At 69.7% G+C, this 14,871-nt stretch carries 22 protein-coding genes; 1 reads left to right on the top strand and 21 read right to left on the bottom strand.

The genetic code is table 11. The features are described from left to right. Nucleotides 1-106: 106 nt before the first annotated feature. From ACH0BZ_RS09615 to ACH0BZ_RS09540, 16 genes are all read right to left on the bottom strand, one after another. Nucleotides 107-1,234 (bottom strand): ADP-ribosylglycohydrolase family protein, encoded by a 1,128-nt coding sequence (locus ACH0BZ_RS09615; protein WP_406898012.1) that lies wholly within the window; start codon nt 1,232-1,234, stop codon nt 107-109. Between the two features lie 5 nt (nt 1,235-1,239). Next, nucleotides 1,240-1,461: a hypothetical protein gene (locus tag ACH0BZ_RS09610; RefSeq protein ID WP_406898011.1), complete on the bottom strand. Its 222-nt coding sequence runs from the start codon at nt 1,459-1,461 to the stop codon at nt 1,240-1,242. 82 nt (nt 1,462-1,543) lie between these two features. Further along, nucleotides 1,544-3,598: an ADP-ribosyltransferase domain-containing protein gene (locus tag ACH0BZ_RS09605; RefSeq protein ID WP_406898009.1), complete on the bottom strand. Its 2,055-nt coding sequence runs from the start codon at nt 3,596-3,598 to the stop codon at nt 1,544-1,546. Between the two features lie 150 nt (nt 3,599-3,748). Next, nucleotides 3,749-4,081, bottom strand: a complete 333-nt coding sequence (locus ACH0BZ_RS09600) for a hypothetical protein (RefSeq protein WP_406898007.1) — start codon at nt 4,079-4,081, stop codon at nt 3,749-3,751. Nucleotides 4,082-4,332: 251 nt separating this feature from the next. Next, nucleotides 4,333-4,773: a hypothetical protein gene (locus ACH0BZ_RS09595; RefSeq protein ID WP_406898006.1), complete on the bottom strand. Its 441-nt coding sequence runs from the start codon at nt 4,771-4,773 to the stop codon at nt 4,333-4,335. 219 nt (nt 4,774-4,992) lie between these two features. Then, a complete protein-coding gene (locus ACH0BZ_RS09590) occupies nt 4,993-5,253 on the bottom strand; it encodes a hypothetical protein (protein WP_406898005.1) in 261 nt (86 codons plus the stop codon). A 114-nt stretch (nt 5,254-5,367) separates the two neighbouring features. After that, entirely contained in the window at nt 5,368-5,754 is a 387-nt protein-coding gene (locus ACH0BZ_RS09585; protein ID WP_406898004.1) for a hypothetical protein, read from the bottom strand. Between the two features lie 98 nt (nt 5,755-5,852). Next, entirely contained in the window at nt 5,853-6,212 is a 360-nt protein-coding gene (locus ACH0BZ_RS09580; protein WP_406898003.1) for a hypothetical protein, read from the bottom strand. Next, nucleotides 6,209-6,499, bottom strand: coding sequence for a hypothetical protein (locus tag ACH0BZ_RS09575; protein WP_406898001.1), 291 nt, complete (start codon nt 6,497-6,499; stop codon nt 6,209-6,211). The genes ACH0BZ_RS09580 and ACH0BZ_RS09575 overlap by 4 nt, the downstream gene beginning before the upstream one ends. Nucleotides 6,500-6,670: 171 nt before the next feature. Further along, a complete protein-coding gene (locus ACH0BZ_RS09570; protein ID WP_406898000.1) occupies nt 6,671-6,865 on the bottom strand; it encodes a hypothetical protein in 195 nt (64 codons plus the stop codon). Nucleotides 6,866-6,881: 16 nt separating this feature from the next. Further along, the gene (locus tag ACH0BZ_RS09565; RefSeq protein WP_406897999.1) at nt 6,882-7,304 is read right to left on the bottom strand and encodes a hypothetical protein; all 423 of its coding nucleotides are present in this window, start codon (nt 7,302-7,304) and stop codon (nt 6,882-6,884) included. 32 nt (nt 7,305-7,336) lie between these two features. Next, the gene (locus tag ACH0BZ_RS09560) at nt 7,337-7,636 is read right to left on the bottom strand and encodes a hypothetical protein (protein ID WP_406897998.1); all 300 of its coding nucleotides are present in this window, start codon (nt 7,634-7,636) and stop codon (nt 7,337-7,339) included. 222 nt (nt 7,637-7,858) lie between these two features. Next, nucleotides 7,859-8,206, bottom strand: coding sequence for a hypothetical protein (locus ACH0BZ_RS09555; RefSeq protein WP_406897997.1), 348 nt, complete (start codon nt 8,204-8,206; stop codon nt 7,859-7,861). Nucleotides 8,207-8,210: 4 nt separating this feature from the next. Beyond that, the gene (locus tag ACH0BZ_RS09550; protein ID WP_406897995.1) at nt 8,211-8,486 is read right to left on the bottom strand and encodes a hypothetical protein; all 276 of its coding nucleotides are present in this window, start codon (nt 8,484-8,486) and stop codon (nt 8,211-8,213) included. A 539-nt stretch (nt 8,487-9,025) separates the two neighbouring features. Next, nucleotides 9,026-9,736 carry a DUF2786 domain-containing protein gene (locus ACH0BZ_RS09545; protein ID WP_406897993.1) on the bottom strand — a complete coding sequence of 237 codons (711 nt, stop codon included), beginning with the start codon at nt 9,734-9,736 and terminating at the stop codon, nt 9,026-9,028. Nucleotides 9,737-9,809: 73 nt separating this feature from the next. After that, the gene (locus tag ACH0BZ_RS09540) at nt 9,810-10,058 is read right to left on the bottom strand and encodes a hypothetical protein (RefSeq protein ID WP_406897992.1); all 249 of its coding nucleotides are present in this window, start codon (nt 10,056-10,058) and stop codon (nt 9,810-9,812) included. A 246-nt stretch (nt 10,059-10,304) separates the two neighbouring features. On the opposite strand from ACH0BZ_RS09540, the gene ACH0BZ_RS09535 reads away from it, so the two are divergent. Next, the gene (locus tag ACH0BZ_RS09535; RefSeq protein ID WP_406897991.1) at nt 10,305-10,436 is read left to right on the top strand and encodes a hypothetical protein; all 132 of its coding nucleotides are present in this window, start codon (nt 10,305-10,307) and stop codon (nt 10,434-10,436) included. A gap of 723 nt (nt 10,437-11,159) precedes the next feature. Here the strand turns inward: ACH0BZ_RS09535 and ACH0BZ_RS09530 are convergent. The 5 genes from ACH0BZ_RS09530 to cas7e form a co-directional block, all read right to left on the bottom strand. After that, the gene (locus ACH0BZ_RS09530; RefSeq protein ID WP_406897990.1) at nt 11,160-11,603 is read right to left on the bottom strand and encodes a hypothetical protein; all 444 of its coding nucleotides are present in this window, start codon (nt 11,601-11,603) and stop codon (nt 11,160-11,162) included. A gap of 236 nt (nt 11,604-11,839) precedes the next feature. After that, nucleotides 11,840-12,502, bottom strand: a complete 663-nt coding sequence (cas6e, locus tag ACH0BZ_RS09525) for a type I-E CRISPR-associated protein Cas6/Cse3/CasE (RefSeq protein ID WP_406897988.1) — start codon at nt 12,500-12,502, stop codon at nt 11,840-11,842. A gap of 5 nt (nt 12,503-12,507) precedes the next feature. Continuing rightward, nucleotides 12,508-13,386, bottom strand: a complete 879-nt coding sequence (cas5e, locus tag ACH0BZ_RS09520; RefSeq protein ID WP_406897987.1) for a type I-E CRISPR-associated protein Cas5/CasD — start codon at nt 13,384-13,386, stop codon at nt 12,508-12,510. Next, nucleotides 13,383-13,769, bottom strand: coding sequence for a hypothetical protein (locus ACH0BZ_RS09515; RefSeq protein WP_406897986.1), 387 nt, complete (start codon nt 13,767-13,769; stop codon nt 13,383-13,385). The genes cas5e and ACH0BZ_RS09515 overlap by 4 nt, the downstream gene beginning before the upstream one ends. Continuing rightward, nucleotides 13,766-14,860: a type I-E CRISPR-associated protein Cas7/Cse4/CasC gene (gene cas7e, locus ACH0BZ_RS09510; RefSeq protein ID WP_406897985.1), complete on the bottom strand. Its 1,095-nt coding sequence runs from the start codon at nt 14,858-14,860 to the stop codon at nt 13,766-13,768. Before cas7e ends, ACH0BZ_RS09515 begins: the two co-directional genes overlap by 4 nt. Nucleotides 14,861-14,871 lie beyond the last annotated feature (11 nt).

The raw sequence follows: 14,871 nt of genomic DNA, 5'->3' as shown, positions 1-14,871 counted from the left end.
GGCGCGGAGCGAGCCGCGCGAATGTGGGTGTGGTCAGCAGGAACGGTGGTGCCCCGCCTGGGCGGTTTCACCCTATTTCAGTGCCGTGCTGGTGCCTGAGTCTTGTCTACGCCCCGCTTCGCGTGGGGGTGGGTGGCCCGTCGGTTGCGGCGCGGGCCAGCTCGAGGTCGTAGCGGTCCTCGAACCGTGCGCCGAGCCCGGCCCACCTCCAGAAGCCGGGGGCAGGGTTCGCCGCGCCGATCAGGGCGCCGGCGAGGGTGGCGATGGAGTCGGAGTCGCCGTTGCTGGTGGCGGCCCAGGCAATGGCGCCGCACGCCGAGAGTCGGCCACGGGCCGCGAGGTCGGCTGCCAGCAGTCCCAACGCGGTCGCCGTCCCGGCGTCCCATCCTTCGCCGATTCCGGCGCAGGGGTCTCCTGGCCAGCCGGCCGCCGCTGTCTCTGTCTCCAGGCGGTGGCGGGCCGCGGCGAACACTTCCACCAGCGACGGGCTGGTGCGGCCCGGTTCGCGGGCGGCGCCCGCGGCGAGGTAGCCGGCGGGGTCGTCCGTCAGCAGAGCGAGCACGCGCCGGAGGTAGGCGTCGTGGGCCCACTCCGCCGGCATCCCGCCTTGCAGGGCGTGCAGGCGGGCCTGGGCGGCGGCCAGCAGCTCGGTGCTCGAAGTGGTGGCGTCGGTGAAGGCGTCGCACAGCAGTAGCGCCGACAGCACCGCCATCGGGTGCTTGTGAGTGATGGCAGCTTGCAGTACCGACAGTCCCCGCCGGTAGGCCGGTGGGGCGAACGCCGCGGGGGCCAGCCGCATGACGGCGCCACAGCCGGCGGACCGGCGGGCTCCGCCCTGGTTCCAGGGGGCGCCGGCGTCGATCGTCGCCAGGGCGCTCATGCAGGTGGTGCCCGGGGCGCGGGTGTTATCGGGGTCGACCATCCAGTCGAGGTAGCGGTCGATGAGGGCGTCGGCCACAGCGTCGATGTCCTCGAAGTCGTCCACGTCGGTGAGGGCGTAGTGCGTGGCGAGCAGCATCTGGGTGTCGTCGGAGATCACCCACTGCCCGCGCGGGCGGGCGACCGGGTAGGAGGGCATCCGCGCGTACGGGGTGAACTCGACCTGGTAGCCCCAGGCGTCTCCGGCGGCTCCGCCGATCAGTGCGTTGGTGTAGCGGGACCGGAGGGCTGCCGTGCGCGGGCGGGTCAGCCACGTGCTCCAGCGCGGCCCGGTCGGGGCCCGTCTGGTCTGCATCATGGTCACGATCCCGCCCCCTGGTCGTCGACGAACCCGGCCAGGTTCTCCTCCTCGCCGTTGATGATGTAGGTGGCGACCGAAGCGATGGTCAGTGTGGTGTCGTAGTCGATGTCGGAGACGCGCTCGAAGTAGCCGGCGATGTCCTGCGGGGTCTGGTCGGGGTTCGCGGCGATGTGCTCGCGGAGGATCTGTACCTGCTCGGCGGTCAGCTTGTTGGTGGCCATGATGGGGTTCCTCTCTGTGTTGGTGCTCCCAGTCCACCATGAGCGACTGGTCGTGCAGCACAGGAGCACGTTGATGTCGGCGCTAGCTGATACCGTCCTGCGCTTCGGCCACCAGTGCCTCTTCCACGAGGTACACGGTTGGCTTTCCTCCGATGCCGTTCATCTCCCTGTGCACGGTGCGTACCGGCGTGCCCATCGGGATGATCACCTCGTCCTCGCCCGCGTGGCTGGAAATGCTCTTCACGGCCAGCCCGGTCCGCGTCCTGATCGCCATGATGTACGCCGCGCCTGCCCCGTGCCCGGAGAAACTGTTGGCCACCTGCGGGTTTGTCGAGCACGAGGTCACTTTTCCGATTTCCATTCGGCTGCCGACCTTGAACGCCTTGTCCAGATACTCCTCGGTGGTGCCCGTCCACCCGGAGGGCACCGAGGTTCCCCGCATGACGTTCATCGGGGTCGGGTCGCCTTCCCATTTGGAGAGTTTGGCGAACGCCGACTCCAGTCGCGACACGGTGGTGAGGGTGCCCGCGTATGGATTGGGGTTGCGGCCGGTGATCGCGGCGTTGATGTCTCGGTAGCTGCCGCCGGTGTAGGTGGTGAACGCGGCGCGCTCTTCCTTGTTGATCTCCTTGTCGAGGAACGGTTTGGACCGAGCCACCAGGGTCGAGATGTCCGAGGTGTCGATGTAGTGGCTGGAACCGAACCCCCAGGCCGCGACGTCGCCCTGCCGGGAGGCGATGATTGAGTAGTCGTCGGCTGTCTCTGCCCCCCACGCCCGGATACCGGAGCGGGCCAGTGAGTCGTAGCCGGCCTGTCCGAGACTTTCCGGGGGTATCCGGTGGCTGAAGTGCGGGATGACGCCGCCGCCTCGGGTCGGAGTGCCCAGGGCGGCACGGCGTGCCTTGTCGAACGCGGCATCGCCTTCGGCTGCGCTGGCCCCGGCGGCGAGTGCTTCGGCCCGCGCCTTCTCTCCGGCTTCATCCGCGACCCGTTCCCGTTCGCGCCTGTGGTGCCGTAGTCGCCCTTCTCGGACGTCTACTTCGACGGGGCCGCGGACGGACAGGTCCACGACGCGTTTCCGGGCGTTGGCCTCGAGGTCCGTCAGCTGACTGATTGCGATCTTCTTCGCCGAGTCGGGGTTCGGCGCCGTCACCGCGGCTTTCGCCGCGGCGATGCGGGCGGCTCTCTTGGCCTGCCACACCTCGGTCCCGTAGTCGCCGGCGTCGTCCGGGAGGTCGTCGACGTCACCGAGCATCGGCATCTTGGCGCACGCGTCCACCGATTGGGCCTTGCTGGAAGTTTGGAACACCGTCTCGTAGGCGTCGCCGTTTTTGAGCAGGACGTAGAACTTGCCGTAGTCCGCGCGGTGAATCGCGGTGTCGCCGTCGAGGAGTCGGCCCTCGACCTCCATCTCCTGATCCCCGTGCCGCCAGGTGAACGTCGCCGGGTGGTACACGCTGGTGTCGCGTTCCCGGTCCAGTAGTTGCACGGTGCCGCCGACGGACAGGGCGGCGTTGATGTCGGCGGATGCCTGCATCTCCCGGTAGCGGCCGATGGCGGCGACGTCGTCGTCGCTGAGTCCGGCGAGGTAGGCGTCGCGTTCCTCTTCGGGAAGCTCTGCGGCAGCCGCGTACTCGGTGGCCGTGCCCTCGTCGGCGACGAACTGCTGGGCTTCGGTGACGCGCTTCTCCTGCAGCGTGACGTCGGCCTTGTTCGTGTCCCACTGGGCCTTGGCGGCGAGTTTCTGCGCCTCGATCTCCTCGAGTTCGGGTGAGGTCTTCTCTCCATCGGGGAGGTTCTTTTTGATCGTGCGGGCTTTGCGTTGGAGCCGCTGGTAGGCCTTGCGGGCTTCGTCGGCTTCGAGCTGGGCCTGCTCGAGGGCGGCTTCGGTGTCCTGGAGGTGCTTTTCTGCTGGTGTCTTCTGGGGCTCGCCGAGGGCGCCTTGCAAAGAGCGGTGGTCCTGGGCCTGATCGAGATGGAACTCGGCTTCGCTAAGGCCCGCGGTGTTGGTGAGCAGGTCCTCTGCAAGCTGCTCGCGGTCCATGTTGAGGAACTGCGCGTCGACGAGCGCCAGGTTGGCGATGATCTCCTCACGCTCAGCCAGGAGCGTGTCCACTTTCGCCTGCGCAGAGTCCACAGCTGCAGCGGTGTCTGCTGGACAGCGCTTGGGTCCGCCCGGCTCGTCGTCTCCGATGCACATACGCAGCGGCCTCCCCGAGTTTTGTTCCGATGCCGCAAACTCTAGGGGGCGTTCATGCCGGGCTGTCGAACTCGATCCTCCGGCCGATCACGCCGCCAGCGGCCCCTCACGACGGCAAGGACGATGCACCCGCAGTGCCGCGGTTCGGTGCCCGGTGCCGCGGCAGCGCGGGCACCTTCGCGACGCCCGCAAGGTCCTCGCGACGAGCCGGTGCAGGCACGGCACCGAACCCAGCGTCATCGTGCCGTCTCGTCGGGACCGCTCTGCCAGGAACGCGTCCACGGCGGTCTCGGCGTCGTCTGCCGACGCGGTGGCCGCCCAGGTGGTGAACTCGTGAACAAGGGCGAGCATCACCTCCGCGTCAGTGACATGGGTGCGCCTGACGAGAAGAAGAGCGGTGTGCGATGTCGTGCTGGTCATGGCGTCCTCCTGCGGGGCGTCGCTGGCGGTGGATCTGATCGTCCTTCCCGACTTGACGGCTGCAGCACCTGCGGCTGACCGGCCAGCGTCCCGAGGGTGCCGACGGCCGTGTTGATGCCGGCCCCCAGTCCCAGTCCTCGGATCGGGCAAGGATGCTCACTCCCCACGCCTCGAGGCCGCCTCGCGAGTCGAGGTGGTGTGCGCTCACCGTCGCAGCCGGCTGACGAGGTTCAGCAGGTTCTCGACGACGCTCAGCTCAGCCTGTCCACAGACCGCGCCACCTGCCGCTGGACCCGCTGCGATTGCCCCAGCAGGCGGGCGGCTTCGCCGATCGCGGCCCGCAACTGTCGGGGCACCGAGTGCGAACGGCCGGTGCGCTCGTCGGTGACCAGCAGCAGGATCGGCCCGTACAGCACCCGGGTGTGGTCATCGCTCATCAGTGCGGCCAGGCCGGTGCCGATCCAGTTGGGAACTGAGTTGAGCATCCCCGAGTCGTCGACCCAGGCATCCAGGGTGCGGCCGGGGCTACCCGGGCAGGGGCGCAGCGTGGCGACGTCGACGGTGTCCACGCCGAGCACGGCGTACATGCCGTCCAGGGCCGAGTCGCCGTCGACTGGCACCTCGTGTTCGGTGACGGAGCCGTCGATGTCGATGCGCAGTCCGGTGATCGAGTGCAGGGGGGTAACGGGCATGAGCTAGGTCCTTCTGGGCAGGGGCAAGCGGTGAGGCCAAGCCTCTCCCCCACCCCTGCCGGGTGTGGTGTCGCGCCGACACCGGTCCGAACATCGCGCGCAGACGGGCACGACGCCCCCTTGGCGGGGAGCCGCGAGGCTGCTTCGCGCCCTTCCAGGGACTCCCCACGTGCCCGGACAGCACCGCTCGCCCACTCACGAGGAGCGGACGCTGAACTATCAGTGGGTGCGGGTCCAGGTCCTCGTATCGACGAGGTGGAGGGCACCGTCGTAGGTGACAGCGAGGGTGGCCTCGCGGGGCCCCGGCCCGAACAAGGTGCCGGTGACCGTCCCTCCGACGCCGGGGTGACGGAATCGCACCAGGTGCCCTGCTTGGCCCAGCGGGTCCCGCGGCCCGGTGGTGGCGAGGCTGGCGGCGAACAGTCCACCGTCATCGGGCGGCGCGGCGGCAGCGAGGTCGATGGCGAACAGCGGGTCCACTGGCCTCACCTCTCTTTCTGTCCTGGTCTCCGCCGGGTGCGGGGCGGTGGAACCCCATTAGACCGGCGGGTCGTGCCGCCGCAGCGGCGCGAGGAGCGCGGGCGGTGGGTGGCGCTAGCGGGCGGCAGCCAGGGCCGACGCCAGGCCTGCCAGCTGTTCGATGATCCCCTCCGGTAGGGATTCGGTGCCCTCCCCGTTGAGGCTGCCGGCGGCGAACACAGCTGGACCGTACAGGCGTTGAGCCAGGGGTCCGCGTAGGGCGGTGAGCATCGCCTCCAGGACCGGGTTGGCCGGCTGGTTGTACATGCCTTCTTCGTCGAGCCACACCTCGAGCACCAGGCCGGTGCCGGGGATGGCCCCGATCTGGATCCGCTCCACCCAGTCGCAGCCCAGTCGGGCCCGCAGGTCGGACAGGACGGTCCCGTCGGTGGCGGTGAGCTCGCAGCCGGCGGAGCTGCCGTCCAGCCCGACCAGGCACGCCCGGAAGGTTCCCTCGTCCACGTGCTCGTCTCCCTCGGCTCGGTGTTGCGGCTCCCCCTAGGGTCGCAGCCGTTCGTGCCGGCCAGTGAGGCTCTAGTTGTGCTGTCTCACGAGGTTGGTTACGCGCCCTTCCTCACGGCCGGACGGTAGGTGGAGACCGTGCACTCTTCGAGTCGCCAGTTGCGGGGTGGGTACAGCCGTCGCACGTCCTCGAATCGGCCGCTGATCCACGAGACCGTGAGAGCTTCCCGTTGCTCTTCCGATAGTCCCGGTGCGATCGGGACAGCACGGTAGCGGAACTCATAGCCCTCTCCGACGGCGCCGTCGATGAGGTAGCCACTCAGGAGCCTTCGGATCACATCGGTCAGGTGTTCGCCGTCGGCGGCTGCTCGCGCATGGCCGGCCGCCCAGTCCTCGTCTGAGAGACGGAAGGTGCGCCGGGTCATGCGATCCCGACGCGCCTCGTCGGTGCCGCTCACGCCGCCTCCGCGAGGCTGATCAACTCTCGGCGGAACCGCTCGGCTCGCCGCACGGCCAGCTCAAGGGACTTGTGAGAGGACACGCACACCTTCTGGTAGCGCCAGCCCTTGTTCGCCCAGTCGTCAGCCCTCCGGAAGAAGAACGTGAGTTCGTAGCTGGCCCTGTGGGCGCCAGACACAGCCGGGTACAGGTCGATCCGGTAGAACGCGCCGTCGGCGAGTTCTGCGATCCACAGGGTCTCTCCGCGCTGGTCGAAGTGCAGCTTCTCCACCTTTGCCATTGTCATGCTGTAACGCTAGCGATAGAGCATGACGCACACAAGGCGTGTCAGAGACAAGCACGTAAGAGTTGTGAGGAGCCATGCGAACGCCCCGCTACCGCCAGCAGGTCGGCGGCGGTTGTGTGAGCGGGCTGGCAGTGGACGGCCGATTGCGCATGTCGCGGCCGAGGCCGGTGTTTAACGCCGGTGCCTGGCGGGGTGGAGCTGGGCGAGGACGGACCAGTGCCCGTCGCAGCAGCTGGTGGAGAGCACCGTCAGACGAACCGGGCCGGTTGCCTGCCGGAGGCGCGCGCGGCGCTCCAGGTCGATGTGCGCGTGCAGCTCGCTCGGTCCAGTCCCCACGATGAGCTGGGGCGACACGGGTGTAGGCACTCCCCCATTGTGCAGGTCAGGCCGCGAACGCTCGGATTGTGTCGATGTCGAGGTCGCGCCGGCGGCGCTTGCCGTCAAGGTCGCGGGACTCGATCCGCAGCGTGGGCGTCATGCCGCTCATGTGGAGGGCGGTGACCGTTCCCTCGTACTGGCGGTGCTCCGGGCCGACGCCGGTGACGATTGCCGCCTCGAACGGCCCCTTGGTCAGCAGGTCGTGCGCGAGCACGATGGCGGTGCGGGTGAACACCGGGTCTTCGGCCTTTCGGGCCGGCATGAACTCCGACTGCTCGATCTCGGTGGTGCGGGCCAGGACCCGCGCTCCGTCTGGGATGTGGCCGCGAGGAACGACGCGCTCTGTCGCCAGCGGTAGATCGCCGGTGGGGACGTACTCGTTGAGCTCGAAGTCCTCGAGGGGGGTGCGAAACAGCATGCTCTTCATGGGGGCTCCTCGTGTGGTGGGGCGAGTCGGTCTCAGTTCGCGGTGGGCAGCGGCAGTTCGGTGATGACGTACTTGGCGCCGGCAGCGGAGCACCACAGCTGCAGTGGCGTCGCGGTCGCGGGGTCGAGGCCGTCGTCCCCCGACAGCGGGATCATCTCGGTCGGGCTCTCGAGAGCCTGCTCGCCGTAGCGGTCGGCCAGCTCGGTGGCGGCGCGCTCGTTGAGCTGCCGTTCCCCGTCCTCGAAACTGGTGGCGAGCATGATCCAGTCGAGCTCGCGAATGTAATCGTCGCGGTCCTGCAGCTGGGCGATCCACACGGTGGGGTTGTTCATGGTCCGGTCCTCCACGGTCGAGTGTTCTGGTGACGGCGTCCAGTGTCGGAGGCCGGTACGACAGTGCAGCACCGGTGGGGTGGCCTCCTGGCGCGGGCAGGGGCCGTCGCGCGGAACGCCAGCGAGCGGCGGGGCGGACAGGAACAGCGGTAGGCCGGCGGCCTCGAAATGCGGCCCGCCCACCTCGACGGGTGTCGGGGTGGGCGGGGGGTTGGCGCCGGGTCAGGCCAGGGCGGGGACCGGGCGGGCCAGGTCCTGTGCGAAGGCGGCGGCGCGGGCGGCGTGCGGCTCTGCCAGGTCGAGCGGGGCGAACGGGGCCTCGTCGGGGTCCGGGCCGGTCTCGGTGACCGACAGCCCGGTCATGGTCAGGCCGAGTTCCAGCAGCAGGAGCCGCACGAACAGGGTGGCCTCCTCGGCGGTGTCGGCGTCGATGATCATCGACGCCTCCGCGCTGCCGTCGCCGAACTCCACCAGCGTCGATCCGGGCACCGAGTCGAGCACCCGATACAGCACGTCGGCGTCTCGGGGCGCGGCCAGGTCGGCGTGCACCTGCCAGTTGCGCGTGGTCATCGGGTCACCTCTTCCTGTCGTGTCGTTGCTTCTTGGACTCAGTATGCCCCTTGTGCGCGACGTTGAGGCCTAGCCGACGCAGTTGGGCCAGCCCGTTGGCGTCGCTTCGGGCGTCCGAGGGGGTCTTGGCGAACTTCACCAACGTCACCGGTCGGCCCTCGTGGTCCACTGTCCCGGGCGGCGGTATCAGCCCCGGGTATCCCTTCTTGGTCTCGGTGACCGTCCAGCCGTTCTCGACTGCGAGGGCGAACACTTTCTTAAGCCTCTTGGGGACCGGCATCCGGGTTCTCCTTCGGGTGTGTCCTGCGCTGACAGCCTCCACCTTTCCGTCTCACTTCCACGTTGCAGCAGTGCTGTGACCAGCGCTGATTCGATGTCAGGTATGGCGGCGGTGGAACGGGTGTGGGCGGGTTTTATCGTCGTGGGCAGGCCACGCTCCACAGCCGGGGCGCGGTGATCGCCCGGGCGCAAAGGTGGAGGGAACGACGATGGAGCGGAGTGGACAGAGGCAGCCGTACCGGACGCGGCGGCGGCGCCAGCACCACACAGGCGGACGCACCGTTGACTACGACAGCCTGGAGGCGGCAGTCGATGCGGTCGTCGACGATGCGCGACCGCTACACGACGGGTCCACGCCTCCGCGACACCTGGCCCGACTCGAGGAAGCCGCTCAGCGCCACCACGAAGCAGGGAGACACGGGCCGCTGTTCCTTGATCCGCTCGACCCGGACCATCGCCGCTTCTACCTGGACTAGACACAGCGCAAAAAAAGGGGGGCGGCGCCGCAACATCCGGCGCCGCCCCCTTGGCGTGGTCGGGCTAGGCGGTCAGTTCCAGTCGGTTCCCGCCGACGCGGGTCTGCCCGAGGTCCACGTCGGCGGCTGCCGCGCGGCCCTCCTCGATTCCCGTGTCCACGTAGCGACGGGGCCGCGAGTTCCGCACGTTGGGGAACTGGCGTCGGAACTCGGCGGCAGCGCGATCAGCGTCACTGGCCAGGACCACCTCGACGCCGGTGCTGTCGCCGCTGTCGCTCATGGCGGTGCGCTCCGCCGCTGCCAGACGTTCCCCCACCTCGAGGGTGAATCCGGCCATGAACGACTTCCTGTGCGCCTTGGTAGAGACCCGCTGCGGGTAGGGGGAGCGGGTGCGGGCGGCGCGGGAGAGCATCAGCCCCTGCAGGAACCCGGCGAGCATCGTCACGCGGTCGACGTGGCGGCGCGCGCCGACGATGACGCAGTAGTGCCCGCCGGCGTCCCGGTCGCGCAGGACCTGACAGTGCAGGGTCGAAGCGATATGGCCCACCAGGACGATCTGGTCCACCTGATACTTGCCGGTGATGGTGATGTTCTTGGTGATGATCTCAGAGGCGTCGAGGTCGCCGCCGGAGCGGGCCAGGGTCTCGTCGATGCCGTGCTTGGCCATCAGGTCCATCGCCTTCTGCATGAAGACATCGGACTCGGGCGTGCCCAGGGTTGCCTCGGCCTTAGCGAACAGCTTGCGGATGCGGTCGAGCATCTTCTCGTTCGACATGATGCGGGTTCCTTCCGGTAGCGGGGTGGGTACGCGATCAAGCCTGACAGTCCGGTGCGACAGTGCAGCAGCGCTAGATGCCCACTTCCCCACCGCTCGTCCTGGCCCACGCGGCCACCACGTCGAGGTCGCCGGCGGTGATCCCGACATCGGGGTCACACCACTGCACCCGGGTGTCCGGGCCGGACAGGCTGCGTTGTGCGGCCCAGGCGCGGCTGGTGTCGTCGTGCTCGTCGTCCAGCCAGAACAGGGGGCGGTCGCCGGCGTAGGTCTCTACAGCGGTGAGCTTCCACATCCCGGCCCGGTCGGGACGGTGGGCCATCGGCACATACGGCACCTCGACCGGAAGACCCTGGTCGGTTGAGCCCCGCGCGTGCGGGGAGGACCGAGTGCGCATAGACGGCGAGCTGCATGGCGAAGCGGTTGAGCCCCGCGCGTGCGGGGAGGACGTCGAGACTCACGTCGGCCACCCCCCGGCCAGCGGTTGAGCCCCGCGCGTGCGGGGAGGACCCGGCCATGCGGCTGGACGCAGGTGCCGGTAAGGGGTTGAGCCCCGCGCGTGCGGGGAATGGCGGTCAAGCTTCCCGCCGTGATCGCCGCTGATCTCTATCGCCATGCCGCGTCCATGGAGCGGACCGTCTCGCCCGTGGCGCGTGATGCGATCGCCCAGTACCTCGAGCGGCAGCGAGGAGACCCGTGACCGGGTGACGGTCACGGGCGCCTTGGCGTGCCCGAAATACTTTTGGGTGACCTCCAGAAATGCCGAAAGCCGAGCGCGGCAACGCTCGGCCTCGGAATCCACACAGCGGTTCCCGCCGCTGCGTTCACTCCCAACCAGTTCCAGGAGTCCTGATGTGTATGTGTAGTTTGTCGTACCCACTTGCCGGAGTCAATCCGGTGATCGTTCCCTCAGCGCGTGTGGGGGGTGGTCGGTGATGGTGCGCGCCAAGGCGATGGCGTCCAAGCCCAGGTCGACGGTGCTGCCGGGTGGCCCGCCGGCGTTGTATGACTCGTCGAAGCCGTGGCGCCCGGAGGGGCAGCCGTGGAGCCCCGCGCGTGCGGGGAGGACCCGTGGACCTCCATGAACCGGCCCTTGACGCGCGGTTAAGCCCCGCGCGTGCGGGGAAGACGAGGACCGGCACACGATCGTCGCGCGGTGCCTGGGTTGAGCCCCGCGCGTGCAGGGAAGACCCTTGTTGTACTGCGATATTGAGGCCGACGACCGACGTTCTTGTTCAGTTACAAAATAGCAGCCCAGATCGGTCCGTTACGGCGGGCCGGGTCGATCGACCAGGCGGCCGTCGAGAGCCACCAGTCGTCGTCGACGGTAGCGCCGGCCGTTGCCGCCGAGGTCGCTTTGCTGCCGCCGGCAGCGAGCCTGGCCGGCGGTTGTGCGGCCGCTCCGGGCGAGGCCCGGAGGCGCTCAGGCCGCCAGTGCGGTGATCTTGCGGATGTCGATCGCCACGATGTCCTTGCCGTCGTCGGCGGTGGGATCCGCGCCGACGAGGACCAGCTCGTCGGCTCCGCCGTTGTCGATGTACACCGCGGCCAGCATCCCCGCCATGCCGCAGCTGCTGCCGTCGTCCTCGGTCCAGAGGATCTCCACCGAGCACGGTCCGACATCGTTGAGCAGATCGGAACCCAGCGCCAGGCACAGGGCCTGCATCTGGGCGGGGTAGCCGTCTCGGCAGCGCAGTTCCAGGGTCGGATGCGGGGTCAGATCGTCGATGTCGCGCAGCTGCATGGTGGGGACGCAGCTGTCGGCGTGGTCGACGGCCAGCTGCCCTCGAGACTCGGAGTTCGGAGGCAATGGGGGTCGAGGCGTGGTCGTCTCGAGGGTGTCGCCGGGGCTGTCGTGGAGGCTCATTCTGCGGTGTCCTTCCGGGAAGGGGTGCATGTGATGGCCGATCCTGCCGCGGCGGTGTGCTGGTGCAGCATCGCAGCGCCAGTACCACCCGGCGGATTGAGGGCCGGCGCCCAGCGGGGCGGCGGACAGCGCCACCTCCCTCCCGGAGGTCGGAAGGGCTCTCTACTTCTCCACGCATGGGCACCGATCGGCTTCACGGGTCGGTAGGGGTTCGCTCCACGAATCGGCAGGGGCCGTCAGCGCAGGAGGAGCAGGCCGCAGCCGTACGCCTTGGCGCGGCCGATGCCGGTACGGCGGGCGGTCGCGAGGCGGTCCGGGTCGGTCACGGTCGCGGTGCCGGTGAAGGTCGTGACGTTGACCTTCATCCCCTGCTTCGCCGTGGAGATCAGGGTGCGTTCCGCGGCGATCGACAGGCCGGTGATGTCGAGTCCGGCGTCGGTGAGCTTGCGCTGCGCCCAGGCCAGTTGCTCCGCCAGGTTCCTGATCGGTCGGCGGATCCCGCGGCTGCGGGGGGCGTCGGGGTTGAGGGGGTTGCGGGGCGCCGGGGTGGAGGAGACGGGGTTGAGGTCGGTGCGGAACTGGATCGCGTCCCCCTCGCGGAGGTCGATGCCGTCGTGGATCGTGGCCGGCGCGGCGAGGACTCCCTCGAGCGGCTGCCAGTCGGGGGTGGCGGTGGACTGGCAGACCAGACGGGCCATGCCCGCCCGGTTGGCCAGGTCTACGGCGTACAGGATGTTGTGGTCGGCGCGGGCGGTGGCGGCGTCGCCGGTGACCGTGCTGTAGCCGGCCATCACGAGCTGGTGCATGCGGTGGGGGTCGGCGATCGCCTCGCGGGCCTGGCGAGCGGCGGCGTCGAGGGCCAGATAGCTGCAGGTCAGGGTGTCGGTGGTGGTGGTCATGGTGATCAGTCCTGGGGCGGGGTGAAGAAGTCTGGGTCGTTTGCGGGGCGGGCGGCGAACTCGGTGAACGTGGTCGCGGTCGCCGGGGCGGTGAAGAAGTCCACGTCTGCGGGCGTCGCCGTCTGGGGCCCCGCGGCGGTGGGGCTGGGGATCAGGTGTCGTCGCTGGCCGCGGCCGGTGCGGCGGCGGGAGGCGTAGTCGACCGGCTGGTCGGCGACGATCTCTCCGGCCGGGTCCTCGAGGTAGACGGTGGTGTCGCCTTCGGCCGGCCGGTGTGCCGGGTGTGCCGCGAGGGCGTCGAGCTGGTCGCCGATGTCGTGCCGCCGGGGGTCCAGCGGCGCGGCCGGGGGGAACGCCTTGCGTCCCAGGAACAGCGGGCGGGCCGGCCGGTCCAGCGCGTCGGCGACGGTGGCGACGGTGTCCTGGTCGCCGGTGAGGGCGACGGTGAACGCGGCGTCTGCCAGGTAGTGCGAGCGGGTGATGACGCCGTGCTCGGGCCGCTTGGCTACGAGAGTGCCCCCCTTGGCTTCGATGTTGCGGGGTGGTGCGTAGTTGCGGGTGGCGGCCTGCCAGCCGAGTCGGGAGACCGTGCGGGCCAGCGTGGGATCGCGCAGCACTTCCCCGGGCAGCAGAGGGAAGGGGCCGCTGCCGGCGGTGTGGTAGTCGATCTCGTGGGTGCCGGGCCGGTCGATGCGCACGGCAAACCGCAGGGCGGCCAGGTCGGTGATGTCGTCGCCGCGGGTGCGTCCGAGCGCGTTGGCGACAAGGCCGAGCACGCCGGACTTGGTGGGAGCCTCAGCGGTGGGGCGGGCGGCGGCGCGGGCCGCGCTGCTCCACGCCTGCATCGGGCCGGCCAGGGTGAACGTGACGGTGTGGTCGGTCATGGGGTTCTCAGCTCCGTTCCGTCGCAGGCGAGGGCGTCGACTAGGGCGGTGGCTACCTGCTGGTTGCGGCAGGCGATCAGCGAGTGAGCGCGGTCGTCGACGATGTGCCACGGCAACGCCTGGTCTGCCTGCGGATCGCCGCCCCGGTCGGCGACCCGGAGATCACGGCGCGGCTCGGTGAACGCGGCCTCGGCCAGGGCTGCGGCGTCAGCGCTGTGTCCGTGGCGGGCGTTGAGAATGTGGATCGCCAGGTCGAGTAAGGCGACGTGGTCGGTGCCGAGACTGCGGGCGAGCTCGGTGCTGTCCTCGTCGTAGCCGGCGGCCCAACGCTCGCCGATGTTGCTGTGTTCCTGCACGGTCAGCGGCGCGGTGAAGGCGGTCATCGCACGGCCTCGGTGAAGGCGTCGAGGGAGTCCACGACGGTGATCCCGTCGAAATCCAGTCCCCGGCACACGCTGGCGTTGATCGGCAGGGCGACGGTGGTGCCGCCGGTGACGGCGACGATCGAGCGCAGCTGGGCGAGCATCCGCGCGGCGGCGTCGTGGGTGACCTGGCGGCCGGTGATTGCCGGAGAGAACGCGTCGGAGGCGCTGTAGGCGCCGGCTCCGACGACAGCCACGACCAGGGCAGGCAGGGTGTGGGCGGCGGTGGAGTTCTTCTTCGCCGACGGGAACGCCTTCACCCACGCGTCCAGTACCGACTCCTCGGCCTGCCGGGCCAGAGTCTGCGGATCCGCGGCGGCGTGCAGATTGGCGAGCAGCTGGCGGCGATCCAGGACCGCGTGCCGGTACAGGGTCGGCGCCGACAGGTCGACGGTGCCGAGCATGTTCGACTGGGCGTCAGCGGCGGTGGCGGCGTCGTCGACGGCGGTGAAGAAGTCAGCTTCGATGCTGGCGGCGGCGACGCTGAACGGGTGCGCCACCGCCAGGGCGGCGTCGATGTTGGCGCCAGGGATCTCCGAGAGCATGCGCCCGTACAAGGCCAGGTCGATGCACTCGCCGACGTCGAGGGCGGCGCGGGCGGCGGCCGCGAGGTCGTCGCTGATGGTGTCGCCGTCGATGTCGTCGATGCGGTCGGCGATGGCGGCGGCGATGCGGGCCGGGGTCTCGTTCGCGGTGAAGGTGGTGACCTTGGTGTTACCGGTCTTGGGGTTGGCGGCGAGCCCGACGGCGGTCAGGGTGGCGGCGGCGAGGACGGCGGCGCGCTCCTCGGCGATACCGTGATCTTCGGCCAGGTGGGCGGCAGTCAGGGCGGCGAGCTTGTTGGTGCGCAGCCCCGCGGCGCCAGCGGCCAGGAGCTGATCGCGGTTGTGGACGCGCATGCCGCGCTTCCAGGCCTGGGAGGAGACCCGCACGCGGGGCACTCCGTCGAGGGTGATGGCCTTGGTGGCTCCATCGAGGTCGCGGTTGAGCAGGGAGGCGGGCACGGCGTGCAGGGCGTGCAGGGCCAGGAACGGGGCGGAGGTCGCGGTCATCTCAGGTGTGC

This window comes from Dietzia sp. 179-F 9C3 NHS, from assembly GCF_045369825.1.
Classification (GTDB): domain Bacteria; phylum Actinomycetota; class Actinomycetes; order Mycobacteriales; family Mycobacteriaceae; genus Dietzia.
This window is presented reverse-complemented; position numbering and strand designations above follow the sequence as displayed.

What these genes read in the sequence shown, in the direction of transcription:
- ACH0BZ_RS09615 (WP_406898012.1), bottom strand. Translation starts at nt 1,234, where the DNA reads ATGCAGACCAGACGGGCCCCGACCGGGCCGCGCTGGAGCACGTGGCTG.
- ACH0BZ_RS09610 (WP_406898011.1), bottom strand. Translation starts at nt 1,461, where the DNA reads ATGGCCACCAACAAGCTGACCGCCGAGCAGGTACAGATCCTCCGCGAG.
- ACH0BZ_RS09600 (WP_406898007.1), bottom strand. Translation starts at nt 4,081, where the DNA reads ATGACCAGCACGACATCGCACACCGCTCTTCTTCTCGTCAGGCGCACC.
- ACH0BZ_RS09595 (WP_406898006.1), bottom strand. Translation starts at nt 4,773, where the DNA reads ATGCCCGTTACCCCCCTGCACTCGATCACCGGACTGCGCATCGACATC.
- ACH0BZ_RS09575 (WP_406898001.1), bottom strand. Translation starts at nt 6,499, where the DNA reads ATGACAATGGCAAAGGTGGAGAAGCTGCACTTCGACCAGCGCGGAGAG.
- ACH0BZ_RS09565 (WP_406897999.1), bottom strand. Translation starts at nt 7,304, where the DNA reads ATGAAGAGCATGCTGTTTCGCACCCCCCTCGAGGACTTCGAGCTCAAC.
- ACH0BZ_RS09560 (WP_406897998.1), bottom strand. Translation starts at nt 7,636, where the DNA reads ATGAACAACCCCACCGTGTGGATCGCCCAGCTGCAGGACCGCGACGAT.
- ACH0BZ_RS09555 (WP_406897997.1), bottom strand. Translation starts at nt 8,206, where the DNA reads ATGACCACGCGCAACTGGCAGGTGCACGCCGACCTGGCCGCGCCCCGA.
- ACH0BZ_RS09550 (WP_406897995.1), bottom strand. Translation starts at nt 8,486, where the DNA reads ATGCCGGTCCCCAAGAGGCTTAAGAAAGTGTTCGCCCTCGCAGTCGAG.
- ACH0BZ_RS09545 (WP_406897993.1), bottom strand. Translation starts at nt 9,736, where the DNA reads ATGTCGAACGAGAAGATGCTCGACCGCATCCGCAAGCTGTTCGCTAAG.
- ACH0BZ_RS09540 (WP_406897992.1), bottom strand. Translation starts at nt 10,058, where the DNA reads ATGGCCCACCGTCCCGACCGGGCCGGGATGTGGAAGCTCACCGCTGTA.
- ACH0BZ_RS09535 (WP_406897991.1), top strand. Translation starts at nt 10,305, where the DNA reads ATGGCGGTCAAGCTTCCCGCCGTGATCGCCGCTGATCTCTATCGCCAT.
- ACH0BZ_RS09530 (WP_406897990.1), bottom strand. Translation starts at nt 11,603, where the DNA reads ATGAGCCTCCACGACAGCCCCGGCGACACCCTCGAGACGACCACGCCT.
- cas6e (WP_406897988.1), bottom strand. Translation starts at nt 12,502, where the DNA reads ATGACCACCACCACCGACACCCTGACCTGCAGCTATCTGGCCCTCGAC.
- cas5e (WP_406897987.1), bottom strand. Translation starts at nt 13,386, where the DNA reads ATGACCGACCACACCGTCACGTTCACCCTGGCCGGCCCGATGCAGGCG.
- ACH0BZ_RS09515 (WP_406897986.1), bottom strand. Translation starts at nt 13,769, where the DNA reads ATGACCGCCTTCACCGCGCCGCTGACCGTGCAGGAACACAGCAACATC.
- cas7e (WP_406897985.1), bottom strand. Translation starts at nt 14,860, where the DNA reads ATGACCGCGACCTCCGCCCCGTTCCTGGCCCTGCACGCCCTGCACGCC.